At 59.2% G+C, this 13407-nt stretch carries 14 protein-coding genes and 1 pseudogene; 6 read left to right on the forward strand and 9 right to left on the reverse strand.

Annotation, left to right across the window (positions count from 1 at the left end):
* Window positions 1-80: 80 nt before the first annotated feature.
* The 6 genes from QMK33_RS13570 to lipB form a co-directional block, all read right to left on the reverse strand.
* Complete coding sequence (locus QMK33_RS13570; protein ID WP_283565136.1) at window positions 81-1076, reverse strand: PorP/SprF family type IX secretion system membrane protein; 996 nt, start codon at window positions 1074-1076, stop codon at window positions 81-83.
* Window positions 1077-1243: 167 nt separating this feature from the next.
* Window positions 1244-2068: a uroporphyrinogen-III synthase gene (locus QMK33_RS13575; RefSeq protein WP_283565137.1), complete on the reverse strand. Its 825-nt coding sequence runs from the start codon at window positions 2066-2068 to the stop codon at window positions 1244-1246.
* Between the two features lie 68 nt (window positions 2069-2136).
* On the reverse strand, window positions 2137-3303 hold the full coding sequence (locus QMK33_RS13580) for a DUF4271 domain-containing protein (protein WP_283565138.1): 1167 nt from the start codon (window positions 3301-3303) through the stop codon (window positions 2137-2139).
* Between the two features lie 62 nt (window positions 3304-3365).
* Window positions 3366-4472 (reverse strand): MraY family glycosyltransferase, encoded by a 1107-nt coding sequence (locus tag QMK33_RS13585; RefSeq protein ID WP_283565139.1) that lies wholly within the window; start codon window positions 4470-4472, stop codon window positions 3366-3368.
* Between the two features lie 65 nt (window positions 4473-4537).
* Window positions 4538-4960 carry a hypothetical protein gene (locus tag QMK33_RS13590; protein ID WP_283565140.1) on the reverse strand — a complete coding sequence of 141 codons (423 nt, stop codon included), beginning with the start codon at window positions 4958-4960 and terminating at the stop codon, window positions 4538-4540.
* Between the two features lie 36 nt (window positions 4961-4996).
* A complete protein-coding gene (gene lipB, locus QMK33_RS13595; protein ID WP_283565141.1) occupies window positions 4997-5800 on the reverse strand; it encodes a lipoyl(octanoyl) transferase LipB in 804 nt (267 codons plus the stop codon).
* Window positions 5801-5948: 148 nt separating this feature from the next.
* Between lipB and QMK33_RS13600 the strand changes: the two genes are divergently transcribed.
* Window positions 5949-6308 (forward strand): YraN family protein, encoded by a 360-nt coding sequence (locus QMK33_RS13600; RefSeq protein ID WP_283565142.1) that lies wholly within the window; start codon window positions 5949-5951, stop codon window positions 6306-6308.
* A gap of 6 nt (window positions 6309-6314) precedes the next feature.
* Here QMK33_RS13600 and QMK33_RS13605 read toward each other — a convergent pair whose 3' ends face one another.
* Window positions 6315-7439, reverse strand: a complete 1125-nt coding sequence (locus QMK33_RS13605; RefSeq protein ID WP_283565143.1) for a toxin-antitoxin system YwqK family antitoxin — start codon at window positions 7437-7439, stop codon at window positions 6315-6317.
* Between the two features lie 193 nt (window positions 7440-7632).
* Window positions 7633-8451, reverse strand: coding sequence for a cyanophycinase (locus QMK33_RS13610; protein ID WP_283565144.1), 819 nt, complete (start codon window positions 8449-8451; stop codon window positions 7633-7635).
* 151 nt (window positions 8452-8602) lie between these two features.
* Between QMK33_RS13610 and mgtE the strand changes: the two genes are divergently transcribed.
* From mgtE to QMK33_RS13635, 5 genes are all read left to right on the forward strand, one after another.
* Window positions 8603-9985: a magnesium transporter gene (mgtE, locus tag QMK33_RS13615; RefSeq protein ID WP_283565145.1), complete on the forward strand. Its 1383-nt coding sequence runs from the start codon at window positions 8603-8605 to the stop codon at window positions 9983-9985.
* A 232-nt stretch (window positions 9986-10217) separates the two neighbouring features.
* Window positions 10218-10958 carry a hypothetical protein gene (locus QMK33_RS13620; protein WP_283565146.1) on the forward strand — a complete coding sequence of 247 codons (741 nt, stop codon included), beginning with the start codon at window positions 10218-10220 and terminating at the stop codon, window positions 10956-10958.
* Window positions 10959-11047: 89 nt separating this feature from the next.
* A complete protein-coding gene (locus QMK33_RS13625; RefSeq protein ID WP_283565147.1) occupies window positions 11048-11686 on the forward strand; it encodes a hypothetical protein in 639 nt (212 codons plus the stop codon).
* Window positions 11665-12477: a sensor histidine kinase gene (locus QMK33_RS13630; protein ID WP_283565148.1), complete on the forward strand. Its 813-nt coding sequence runs from the start codon at window positions 11665-11667 to the stop codon at window positions 12475-12477. The genes QMK33_RS13625 and QMK33_RS13630 overlap by 22 nt, the downstream gene beginning before the upstream one ends.
* A 30-nt stretch (window positions 12478-12507) precedes the next feature.
* Window positions 12508-13173, forward strand: coding sequence for a response regulator transcription factor (locus QMK33_RS13635; RefSeq protein ID WP_283565149.1), 666 nt, complete (start codon window positions 12508-12510; stop codon window positions 13171-13173).
* Window positions 13174-13236: 63 nt separating this feature from the next.
* Here the strand turns inward: QMK33_RS13635 and QMK33_RS13640 are convergent.
* Window positions 13237-13407 (reverse strand): annotated as a pseudogene (locus QMK33_RS13640) (IS481 family transposase); the annotation flags it as partial.

Here is a 13407-nt window from a genome sequence, read left to right on the forward strand (position 1 = left end):
ATCCTATAAATTCCTGAATTAGACCCCAACAACTTTACGCTTGCACAACTGAGGGTTTGGTTACTTGCAACGTTGGCAGGTTAAAAGCTATACCGGGGAGTGCGAATAGGCGGCCGGGTGAGAAGCACTGCTTTGGGCAGCCGGAGCGAAAGCATTATTTCGTGAGAACTGAAAGCGCGGGCAGCCTGGTTGAAGGCAATGAAGTCGAAGGCATAGCCAAGTCGGTAGCGGTTATCGGGGCCGAAGCCATAGCCCAGCAAGCCAGAGATGGACTCGTCGTAACGGTAGTTGAGACCAGCCCAAAACTGGTCATTGAATGTGGCCCGCACACCTCCTTCCACGGAATAGTTATGCTGGTTGTCGTACTTGCTTTTGGTATCGTAGCGGCCTGGTAATACGGTCTTTACCAGTATCATTGGCGTAACCGTAACGCTGGAAGATGCTTCGATATTGTAGCCGGTAGTGAAGTAGGCGTGGTTCTCGCCCAGGTACTGGCTGGCTATGCCGCTAATGCCGTTACTTTTGAAGGTATACTCGGAGCGTAACAAGTTATTTACGCTCAGGCCGGCGTAGAACTTGGGGGACTCGTACCAGAGGCCCGCCCCGGCGTCAAACTTCTGGTCCGATGAGTTGGAGGGGATATTGACGTCGTTGGGGTCGATGGCCCGGTACGTGCCTTTGCCGATATAGGTGTAGATACCTTGGATGCCAATGCCCAGCTTGCCGCTACCCAGCTTGATATGCTGCGAGTAAGAAAGCGCCGCATTGGTCATCTTCGTTACCCCGGCCTGGTCATAATACACTACCAGCCCCACCCCACCGCCGAGGGGTAATACAGGAATGGAAGCCGACACCATACCGGTGCGCGGCGAGCCATTATCATCGCCCAGCGAGTTGTTCAGATTCAGGTATTGGTAGCGACCAATGATGTTTACCTCCGTTTGCCCCTTAATGCCTGCATAGGCTGGGTTCAGGTACATGCCATTGAGGCCGTAGTGCGTGAACTGCGGCTGCTGCTGCGCAAGGGCAGGAACAGCGGCCGATACCAGCAGCGCGGCAAGTACAATTCCTTTCATGGGAGCGACGAAGAAAGGGGACGAAAGATAAGGTTGGAGGGCAATAGGCAGCACTGGCAGCCTACGTTCAAATGTAACTACGAATAAGGGCGTGCCCACTACCCACCACCAAAAAGAAACGACCGTCGGAATCGTTCACTTGACTGTTGCCAATTACCGCTCTAGCGCTAGCTCGCCGACTTATCTTTGCCGACTGCTAGGCCCGCCTTGGCGGCGTGCTGCCGGATGTAAGCCTCGATGGCGCCCGTCATTGAGGGCGCATTAGGCATGGGAGCCTCAATGTCGAGAATCAGGTCGGCATCGCGCACGGCCTTGGCGGTGGTGGGGCCAAAAGCGGCGATGCGCGTGCCACCCTGCGCGAAGTTGGGAAAGTTGACGAATAGCGAGCTAATACCGGAAGGGCTGAAGAAAGCCAGGCAATCGTACTTAACTTCTGCCAAATCAGAAAGGTCGCTGGCTACTGTGCGGTAAATGACGGCCTCCGTAAACTTGAGGTTGTTGGCGCGCATGAACTCGGGCAGGTCGTCCTTGCGGATGTCGGAGCAGGGGTAGAGAAACTTCTCACCCTTGTGCTTTTTGATAACCTCAAACAGGTCGGTGGCCGTGCGCAGGCCCACGAAGAGCTTACGTTTACGCAGCACGATGTACTTCTGCAGGTAGTTGGCCGTTTGCTCGGAGATGCAGAAATACTTCATCTCGGCGGGCATCTCAATCTTGGCCTCTTGGCAGATGCGGAAGAAGTGGTCGACGGCGTTGCGGCTGGTGAAAATAACCGCCGTGTACTCGAGGATATTGATTTTATCCTTGCGGAATTCCTTATAAGGAACCCCCTGCACGTCAATGAATTCCCGGAAATCTACGCGAATACCATATTTCTCAGCCAGTGAAAAGTAAGGCGAAACGTCGGTGGTAGGCGTGGGCTGGGTAACCAGGATGCTGCGAATGGGCTGGGCGTGCCGGTCCAGACCCGGCTGTGCTGCGCTCTCGGCCATAGAAGAAGTAAGGGTAACGCTAGAACTATAAAGAGAAAATAAGCCTCGCCCAACGGGTGCGGCACTGCCTAAGCAGGATACGTAAACACGATGAGTTTCAATAATACGGCCAAGGGCAGTACTTCGGTAGCACAAAGGTACGCGAACAAATGAAGATTAAGGAGCGATGCCCTTTGGTGCAAAGTTCGGGCCACGCGAAGTACTGTGGCTGTGAGCAATAGCAGCACGCAGCCGTTGGCCAGGCTAACAACGCCCGGCCAGTGGGCGTTCAGTCCGAGGTAGAGCAAAAGCACGATGGGCAGCAGCAGCCCCAACAGCAGGGTAGTGCGCAAAAACTCGCGGTAGTGGAGGTTGACTAGCAGGCGCAGGTCGAAAATGTAGCTGAGTAGCTCTACTAGCAGGTACTTGCTGATTATAAAGATGATAATAAGCCCTGTGTACAGCAACACGCGGGCTATAATAGCTGACTCGGGCACGTTGAGCACGCGCTGCAACAAGGGTAAGTTGCTAAAATCGGTATGCAAGGCCGTGAGTAGTAGGGCCAGCGACAGGGAAAACAAGAGCACCAGCGCCGTATTGAGCCACGTGAAGGCCGGGCGCGTGAGAAAGCTTTGCGGGTCGGCTGAACTGCCAAATAGCTCATTTACTTGCAGAATGCGTGCCAGGCCCACCGGGTAGGCGCTACGCACCACGCCATAGAGCAAGCCAAGCAGCAGCAGCAATAGCAGCAACACATTGGAACCCTGCACCGGCGGCAGGCGAAGCAGTGGCAGCGCGCTGGCAGCGGTAGTAGCCGAAGTTGCAGCGGCCACGGGCAATGCCGTTGCGGTTGAGGCACTGAAAGAGCCAAGCGCCGGGTAGCCTTCGGGCTGCCACACCGCAAGCAGATGCGGCTGGCCCACCTGCGCGGCGGGGGCCGTGCGGACCAAGTCGAAGGTATAGCGCCCAGCAGTGGGAGCCGTGAACACCAGTTGGTTATCTAGAAACAGACTCAAGCCGGGGGCGGCGGCAAACGACAGGCGAAAGGACTGCTTTGGTAGCAGCCGCACCCACTGATAGTAAGCATGGGCCGGGGCGTGGTAGCCCGGCAGATAGAGGATGAGGCGATTGCCCGCCGCATCGTGCAGCAGCCAATTATCGGCCGATAAGCCAGTGGCGGCAGCGGGTGGCAGCGGCTGGTACTCGGCCGCCACCGCCGGCAGCAAAGCCCCTGCGGCCAGTAGCCAGGCCAGCACTATGCCTAAGCAGTAGCGATAGGGAAGCAGACGGCCTGCGGTTGCTCGCACTACGTTGCTAATCAGGATGAGGCTACTTGGCGGCGGGCGGCGCGGCTCTGGTACACGCCCAGAAATACGCTAAGTAGCACCGAAAACAGCACCAGCACGCCAATCAGCGGCAAATCGCCCAGGAAATAGAAGTTAATGACGAACAACACCACTACAATGTTGAGCAGGCCTAGCAGTAGTACTGTGCTGATTTGGGAAAAGCCCATGGCCATGATGCGGTGGTGCACGTGGTTTTTATCGGGCGAAAAGGGCGAGCGGCCCGCCGCCATGCGCAGAATAAATACGCGCAGCGTGTCGAAGAGGGGCACAAACAGCACGCCGAGCGTAACGGCCGGCGCGGCATTGCCAAACGGCTGCCCCGTGCGGCTGCCCAACTCAATAAACTCAATGGCCAGAATGGACACGATGAAGCCGCAGACCAGCGACCCGGTATCGCCCATAAAAATGCTGGCTTTATGGAAGTTATAACGTAGAAAACCCAATAGCCCGCCCATCAGGCAAATGGCCACAAACGCGTAGTTGCTGAACTGAGGGCCGCCATAGCGATAGAAATAATACCCGAATGTGCCGCTGAGAATGAGCACGATAGTGCCCGCCAGGCCGTCAAGACCATCGATGAGGTTGATGGCGTTGGTGATGCCCACAATCATGATGAAGGTGAAGGCGTAGCTAACGCCCACCGGCAGCGTATAGATGCCCAGGATACCCTGAAAGCTAGTGACGCGCACATCGGCCATTATCATTACGATGCCGGTGGCCAGCAGCTGGCCCACAAATTTTTTGGCCACCGAGATGGTTACCAAGTCGTCGCGCAGGCCCACGAAGAAAAGGATGATGCAGCCAGCCAATAGCTCCTTCACCCCGTTTTCCAGAGGGGCAAAAATGGTGAGGGCCGACATGAAGCCTGCAAATACCGCTACCCCGCCCAGGCGGGGCGTTAGCGACTGGTGCACCGTGCGGCCGTTGGGGGTATCGAGCAGGTTTTTGAGGTGCGCGATGTGCACGATGGGCGGTACCGCGAACATAGCCACCAGCAGCGCCCACATGCCCGCCAAGCCCAGATAAACACTAAAGTGATTCCCGATAACAGGAGTTGTTAGCTGTAATAAACTCGTCATTATCAGTTAATTATTGATACGTTTCATAAATAATAAAGGTCGCGCACGCAGGGGGCCGCACGGCGCTAGCCGTGCAGCACGCCGGGCTGCCCAGCCAGCAAGCTGAGCGGACTCAGATTGTCTGGCACAATGGAATCGGGCACGAAGAGGAATTTCTTATCAAAAATCCGGCCTTCCCGGTAGTAGCTCACCCAATACTGGTTGGTGAGGTGAAACACGGCGGGGTCAATAAGCTCAACGGCAGTGGCCGAGTGGGGCGCTATCGTCTCAAAATGATAGCGCAGCGTGGAGGTGCGCACGGCCTCGCCGGTGGGCTGGGTGCCGTAGCCGTCGGCTGCAATAAGTACGGTATCGAGCGCCACGTCGTTGTTATTCAGCAGGTAAACCGTCCATACGGCTACGGCATCCGGGTCGGCGGCGGTAGCGCCGTCGGGCACGATGGCAATGGATACGCCTTCTACGGGGTCAAAGGAAATATCTTGCTTCATGGGTTGGGTACTGGGACAGAACGGGATAAAGGCAACTTACTGAGTCAGGTACGCATCAAACTGCGCCAGCAGATTGCTGAGCAGGCGCTCCTCCACTTCTGCCACGGGCACGGGTCGGCCCAGCTCGGCTTGCAGCGAAGTCACGGCCTTGTCGGTGATGCCGCAGGGCACGATGTAGCCGAAATAGCTGAGGTCGGTATTCACGTTGAGGGCCAAGCCATGCAGCGTAACCCAGCGGCTACACCGCACCCCTAATGCGCAGATTTTGCGCGGGTTAGCGGCGCCTTCTTCGCAATCGAGCCACACGCCGGTGAGGCCCGCAATGCGGCCCGCCCGCAGGCCGTAGGTGGCCAGCGTTTGCATCACAGCCTCCTCCAGCGCCCGCAGGTACCAGTGGATATCGGGCCGGAAGTTTTCGAGGTCGAGTACCGGGTAGGCCACCAGCTGGCCGGGGCCGTGAAAGGTGATGTCGCCGCCGCGGTTGATGCGGTGAAACGTGGCCCCATGGGTCGCCAGGGCCTCTTCATCGAGCAGTAGGTGCTCGGGCTTGCCACTTTTACCCAGCGTGTAGGTGGGCGGGTGCTGGCAAAACAGCAGGTGGTTGGGCGTATGTTGCGGAGCCGCGCCGGTAGCCTCGGCCTGGCGATTACCGGCTTTAATGGCCACCGTAGCGGCCATCAGTTGCTCCTGCAACTCCCAAGTAGGCACGTAGGGCACCAGGCCCAGGCGTTGCACCCGGATACCCCGCTGGCCAGTCGCAGCCGGCACGGCCGACGCTTCGGCCACCAGGGGCGGGCCGGGAGAGGCGGCCGGAGCCGCGCAGGCCGAATAGATATCCATGGGAAGCAGTAGAAAAAATATAGAAGCCAGTAGGGCAAAGTTACTTCGCCCCAGGTGTTTTAGCTTGCGCCAGCGGCCGGTCAACCCAGTAACCGGGCCAGCCCAGACAGCTAATTTATTTCTACAACCAACACTAAGTGAATTACTTATGCCAACTGATGCCCACGCCCTCGGCCACGCTGGTGAAGCGGCGGCGGCCAACTTTTATCAACGGGCGGGCTACGAGATACTAGCCCAGGGCTACCGCCACGGCCGGGCCGAAATAGACCTGATAGTGCGCCAAGGCGCGGCCCTGCTGGTATTTGTGGAGGTAAAAACGCGCTCGGGCGCGCAATATGGCCCGCCCGAAACCTTTGTTTCGGCCCGCAAAAAGGAGCTGTTTCGCTTGGCCGCCACCCATTTGCAGGAAGAAATGGACTGGCGCGGCGACATCCGGTTCGACATCCTGGCCATCACCCAGCTCAGCCAAGGCTTTCGCATCGAGGCGTTTGAGGATGCTTTTTACTAGCCGGCGCTAGGGGGTAGTGGCTCCCGCGGCGGGGGCGCTGCCGGCCGGCGTAGGTGATACGGCGGGCGGCGTGGCGGCGGGCGGGTGGTAGCCGGGGCGGCGCGGCTGCACCTTGCGCACGGGGGCCCGGGGGGCGGGCACGCCGTGGCTGCCGGGGCGGCGGGCATCCTTCACGGGCGTAGCATCGGGGTCGGCATCGCCGCGCTTGTCGAGGTTTTTTTCCTTGTCGTAGATGACCGAGCCGCCGTGGCTGTACTCACGAATGAGCTCTGGCTCTTCTATTTCGGGCTCGTAGCCGCTCTCGCCGTAGGCGTACACGTAGTGCGGGTATTTTTTGTAGTCGCCGTAGTTTACCCACTCCCCTACCCGGTGGCCGTTCTCGAATTTGCCGGTCCACTCGCGGCGGCCGTCGTTGCGGTATTTTACATAATCGCCTTCCAGCTTGCCATTTACGTAGGGCACTACCTCGCGCAGCATGGTATTACCGGCGTCGTAGTAGCTGATGTTGGCGTCGCGCGGGAAGCCCATCTCGTAGTGAATCTTGGTGAGCAGCGTGCCTTTGGTATCAAATTTCTCCCAGCGCAGGTGGCGGGTGCCGAAGGCGAAGTAGCCGCTTTCGAGCACCTTATTGTTCTGCATCTTTTTGTAGGGGCCGTGCAGCACCTTATCGGTGGTGGGGTCGAGCTCGCCGGTGGCTTTGTAGAGCTTGTGCTTTTTGGGGCTGAAGTAGTAGGCCGCCGGCGCCATGGGGTCGGGCTGTTTGAAGTTTTTGAGGTAGTAAAAAACCTCTACTATCTGGTTGCGGCCTTTTCCCCCCGATTTGATAAAGCCCTTTTTAGTGCGCTCGCCCAGGAACAGCTTTTTCTTGATGGGCTTTTTGCGTTGCGCAGCTTTCTCAATGTCTTTCGCCGCCTTTTCCTCCGCTTTGGTTACCAAGGCTTTGCGGCCGGCAATGCTGAGCTTGGGCGCACCCTTGCGGTCGGTGGTGGTGAGGGTGTCGCCGGGGGCCGCGAGGGCCAATACCGCGCCGTCGCCGGGCCGCGAGTTGAACGACACCGTTTTGCGGGTGCAGGCCACGGCCAGCAGCGCCAGCAAGCTCATCCCCCAAAAGCGAAAGCGTAACAATAGCATGTTCTGGTTTAAATAATCGGTATTTATCTGACAGCCAAACGCACAGCCGGCGGTTTTTGGTGCCCTGGCCTTTAATTGGAAGCCATCAAAGAACGTCAGGCAGACCGCCGGGAAGCATCTAGCCTGCTTTGCTAACCTCAACCGTGGGCAAGAAGCGAGCGAGATGCTTCCCGGCGGTCTGCCTGACGTTCTTTTAGCGCTCGCTAGCCAGCGAAAACGTGTCGCCGGCCACCAGCAGACTCATGCTAAAGCCTTTGCCACTAATGGGTTGGCCCGCGGGGCGGGCGGCGTAGTTGCTGGCCGTTACGTGGCGGCCATCTACCAGCACCACTACTTCGTCGCCGAACACCTCGGGCGGCTGGCCGGGCCGGAAGATGACGCCCGTTTCCTCGCTCAGGCCCAGGCCCAGCAGGGCGGGGTGGGCCAGCAGGGCGTGCAGCAGGCGCGGGTAGCGTGCGCGCTCAGCAAAGTGCTGGTCAATCAGCAGGTTAGGCAGAACACCCAGGGCCGGAATCACCTCAATGCCGCCGGCCAGCAGGCTGCGCCAGCCGCGACCGGCCACCAGCATCTGGCTGCCCAGGGCCGAGGCCCCGGCGCTGGTACCAGCTAGCACGAAGCCCGCCTCGTGCTGGCAGCGCTGGTGCAGCATCCGCAAAAACTCGGTGCCCAGCAGCAGCTCGGTGAGGCGCTCCTGGTCGCCGCCGGTCAAAAACACCAGGCTGGCCTCGCGCAGGCGGCCCAGGGTGGTGGGCGCATCGGCGGGGTAGGCTTCGTCGATGTGGAGGTGGCCCACGTTGGGGCAGCCCAGCTTGGCCAGCACCCGGGCGTAGCCAGCGTAGGTGCGGGCCGGGTCGTGGGTGGTGGCGGCGGTTAGAATCTCGATGGGCACCGTGCGGGCGGGCAGCAGCCCGGCTAGCAGGGCCAGGGTGGGGTCGTCGTGGCCACCGCCCAGCACCACAATAGTGGCCTGGGGCGAGGCGGCGGCGGCGGGCAAAGGCAGGGCGGAAGTCAAATGGACGGGCAAAAGCGGATACGGAAGCGAAGTACGCCAAAAATGCCGGCCGGGCTGCCTGCCCGGTGCTGATTGGGGGCCGGTTCGGGCGTAATTTTGCCTCACTACCACTTATTGCCTAGCGAAACAACCACTTTTTTTTGCCTTGCCTATGACTGCGCCCGAAACCGTGGACCACATCGCGACATTGATTCAGGAGGGCGAGTTTTTTAAGCTAAAAAAGCTGCTGCGCGATTTTCAGCCCAGCGAATTGGTGACGCTCATCGAGAATGAGGACGAGCGCGAGCAGCTCATCATTTTCCGGCTGCTGCCGCTGGAGCTGGCCACCGAAGTGTTTGAGTACCTCGACCTGGAGGTGCAGCGCCACTTTCTCGAAAACCTGGCCCAGGACAAGGTAACCGACATTCTCAACGAGATGTCGCCCGATGACCGCACGGCCCTGCTGGAGTTTTTGCCCGCCAACTTCGTGGCCGAGCTGGTGCAAAACCTCTCCGAGCCCGAGCGCCGCGTGACGCTGCAGTTGCTGGGCTACCCCGAGTACTCGGTAGGCCGCCTCATGACGCCCGACTACATCGCCATTCGCGAGAACTGGACGGTGCAGCAGGTGCTCGACTTCGTGCGCCAGCACGGCGGGCAGTCCGAAACCCTGAACATGCTCTACGTGACCGATGCTCAGGGCAAGCTCATTGATGACATTCGGATTCGGGAGGTGCTGCTGGCCGCGCCCACCACGCGGGTTCGCGACATCATGGACCACCGCTTTGTGCAGCTCACGGCGGCCCAAGACCAGGAGGAGGCCATCGACATTTTCCGGCGCAACGACCGCGTGGCCCTGCCCGTGGTGAGCCCCGACCTGGGCATTTTGCTCGGCATTGTGACGCTGGACGACATCCTGAGCATTCGGGAAGAAGAAGACACCGAGGACATCCAGAAATTTGGCGGCTCGGAGGCGCTCGACGAGCCCTACATGACCACGCCGCTGCTGCGCCTCGTGCAGAAGCGGGCCGGCTGGCTGGTAGTACTGTTTCTGGGCGAGCTGCTCACGGCCTCAGCCATGCAGTTTTTTGAGGGCGAACTGCAGAAGGCCATCGTGCTGGTACAGTTTATTCCGCTCATCATCAGCTCGGGCGGCAACTCGGGCTCGCAGGCTACTTCGCTCATTATCAGGGCAATGGCGCTGGGCGAGTTTACGCTGAGCGAGTGGTGGCGCGTACTGCGCCGCGAGCTGCTGGGCGGCGTCATGCTCGGCCTGATTCTGGGGGCGGTGGGCTTCGGGCGCATCGCCATCTGGCAAAGCATCACGCCCATTTACGGGCCGCACTGGCTGGCAGTGGCGGGCACCGTGGGCATTGCGCTGGTGGGCATTGTGCTGTGGGGCAGCATTGCGGGCTCCATGCTGCCGCTCATTTTGCGCCGGCTGGGGCTGGACCCGGCCACCTCGTCGGCCCCCTTCGTGGCTACGCTCGTGGACGTAACGGGCCTGATTATCTACTTCACCGTGGCCCTGGTGATGCTGCGCGGCACGCTGCTGTGAGGGCGCAACAGGTATAAATACCTGTTTTACAAACTACGTAGTACTACGCTCAAGTCTGCGTGGTGCGGGCCGTCTCTTTGCAACCACAAATTGCGGCTTTTATTGGTAGAAGGCTACTTATAAAAAGCCCCTGTGCATCGTGCGTGGGGGCTTTTTTGGTAGCGCGACTCACCTTCGATGCTCAGCGCCGTCATTTTTGCCAGGCTATTTCCCTTTCTCCTTTTTTCTTCTCATGTCCGACCAAAGCAAGCCCATTGCTGGGCTCATCAGCCAGCAGTTGTTCGACCAATATAGTGCTAACTGGGTGGAGGTTATCAACCAACCCAATGCCAAAGCCTTGCAGGACAGCTTTCTGCAAGAAGGGGCGATTATCACTGGCGTCGGGTTTTCTACTACCCAGATTGCGCGGCTTGTGGCCACGGTTGGCACAGTGCACATCAAGGCGCGCTTCATTATCCAGCAGTCGCAGCCGGGGGTGCAGCCGCAGTTTGCGCTGGCACTCTTTGCAACTGACTCGCTTGATGCCCGCGTTTCGTCTTACTACGTGTCGGAAAAGGCATACACTGACAAAACTGCCTTCGTAGCCCCGCGCCAGCCGCACCAGCTTACCATTCACAAGAAACAGGTTCACCACGTGCTGGCCGAGCGCTGGCGCCAGCAGTGGGCCGCCCTCACGCAGGTACTTCCCGAATACTTTGCTACTCACTATGGCCCGCTGCGTGGCTACACCTTTGAGGTAAATGAGTTTATTGCCTTATTTCTACTGCTGGAAACACTGGGTGATGAAATGCTGGAAGCCCATTTTGTGCTGCACGATTACTACCAACCCGACCCCTCCACGAGCGGCGACCAGCTAGCCAACACGTTTGCGCTGGCTCTGCAGCTGCGGCGTACCGATAGCAAAGACCAATACTTGCGGCAGGGCAATGACCCCATCATGGATACTGCAATGCCTTGCCCACCAACATGTTAGGCAGCAGGTAATTTTCTTATCGTTTCACCCAGGTGCTACTCAACCCCAGTAGCGACGGGGCAATTAACGCTCGTCGGTAGACGGCTCACATGCAGACAAAAATTGCTTTTTTATCTTATGCGATACTTTTGGTAGCTGCGCTTGTGGGTGGGCTACGCTTTAAAAAGCTACCTACCAACCTGCGTTATCTGGTGGCATTGGTTGGGCTGGAAGTAGCGACGGAGGCACTTTCCTATACCTTGAGCCTCTTCCACCAACCCAATTTATTTATCATGCCCATTTTTGCCGCTGGCGAAATCTGGCTGCTGGCCTTGGTGTACGACAAGACGATGAACTGGCTAAGCTTTTCACGGGTCCGGCCGTGGCTGGCGGGTAGCTTTGCAGCCTATTGCATAGTAGACAGCCTGTTATCCCCCGAAATGGCCCGCTTCAAGCCGGCGCTGCTCGTAGTGGAGAGCCTGCTGGTACTTGGGCTGGTTGGGTTATACTTTCGCAAGCTGCTCAGCGAGCTACGGGTGACTAATTTGAGTCGGGAGCCGATGTTTTGGGTATCTATTGGTTTGGTCATCAACCATTTAGGTAATCTTCAGATTTACTTATTCAGTAACTTGCTTCTGACCAACTACTCCAGGCAGCTGAACCTGAACATCTGGGCTATTCACGCCCTGCTACTCGTCATTTTATACAGCTGCTACTGCGTGGCCCTATGGATTCGCCCCCAGAAATAGCTTTCGGCCAGCTTTTGATAGGCGGCATCAGCTTCATGCTGCTTTCGGCGGTGGCGCTGGTGCTGTTTATTGTGGTGTACCAGAAGCGGTTGCTGGAACAGCAGCTGCGCCTGCGCGCCGCCGAGGCCGACTACCAGCAGCAGCTGCTAGCCACCGTTATTGAGGCCCAGGAGCACGAGCGCGAGCGCATCGGGCGCGACCTGCACGACGGTATCGGCTCGACGCTGGCCACGGCCAAGCTACTGGTGGGCCGCCTCGGTAGTAGTCTGGCTGCCGAAGAAACGGAGAGCCTCACCGCTATGGTGAAGGAGATTTTGGGCAATGCCGTGCACGACGTGCGCGGCCTCTCGCACAGCCTCTACCCCGCCGTGCTCGACCGCTTTGGCCTGGCCGAGGCCCTGCAACACCTGGCCGACGTGTGCAACGAAACCAGCACTATCGACGTGGTGGTGGCCATTGACTACCCCAAGCCCCTGGCCCTGGCCCAGGAGCTGGCCCTCTACCGTATATGTCAGGAGCTGATTCACAACGCCCAGAAGCACGCCCAGGGTGCCACTGTGCTGCACGTGGCGCTGCACCAGGCCGGCCCCCGCCTCACGCTCACGGTGGAGGACAACGGCTGCGGCTTCGACCTGGCCGCCCGCGAAAGCGGGCAGTCCGTGACGAGCGGGGCGGGCCTGCGCAGCATTGAGGTGCGCGTGCGCATGTTGCGGGCGCACCTCAGCCAGCAATCGGCCCCCGGCGCGGGCACCCGCACGCTTATTGAGCTGGATAGCAGTTCTTTCGCTTAGTTTATTTTACCCCACTCTTCCCCTCCCGCTATGCCAACGCCTACCAGTCCCATCCACATTGCGCTGCTCGACGACCACCAGCTGTTTCGGCAAGGCATGCGCTATATTTTGCAGGCCCTGCCCTACGTGGAGGCCGTGACCGAGGCCGCCGAGCTGCCCGAGCTGCTGGCCACCTGCCGCCAGCGCCTGCCCGACGTGCTGCTCCTCGACCTGCAAATGCCCAACATCGACGGCCCCGAGGCGGCCCGCCTGCTGCTGCACGAGTTTCCGAACCTGAAAATCATCGTGCTGTCGATGTTTTCGGCCGATAAGTACATCAGCCAGATGATGAAGGTGGGCGTGCGCAGCTATTTACCTAAAGACGTGGACCAGGAGCAGTTGCGCCATACTATTGAGGAGGTAGTGACCACGGGCTACCACTTTACGCCGCGCATATCGCGGGCGCTGGTGCGGGGCGTGCAGCACCCCGAGCGCATCCCCACCACCCGCCAGCCCGACCTGGTGCAGCTCACCGCCCGCGAGCACGAGGTGCTGCGCCTCATCTGCCAGGGCCGCACGGCCGCCGACATTGCCGAGCAGCTCTTCATCAGCCGCCGCACCGTGGAGGGCCATCGCCAGAAGCTGCTCGAAAAAACCAGCGCCCCCAACTCGGCCGGCCTGGTGGTGTACGCCGCCCGGCACGGACTGATTGACTAGCGCCGCCCCCCGTATAAATACCTGTTTTTGAAAAAGAGAGTTTTTACGCTCAATCTCTGCTGCTTAGCTGTATGGTCCCGGAGGATAGGGGAGTGGGTCAAGCGTCGGGTCACGTTTAAAGATAGTAGGATTTTTACGCCATTCGGCGCAAATGAATTCGTAGGGAGTCAGGCCCTTTAACCGCTTGAGCCGTTTGGCATAGTTGTAAGCAGCTAAGAAGGTCTGCAGGTGGGT

The sequence above is a fragment of the Hymenobacter sp. H14-R3 genome (assembly GCF_030063445.1).
Lineage (GTDB): Bacteria > Bacteroidota > Bacteroidia > Cytophagales > Hymenobacteraceae > Hymenobacter.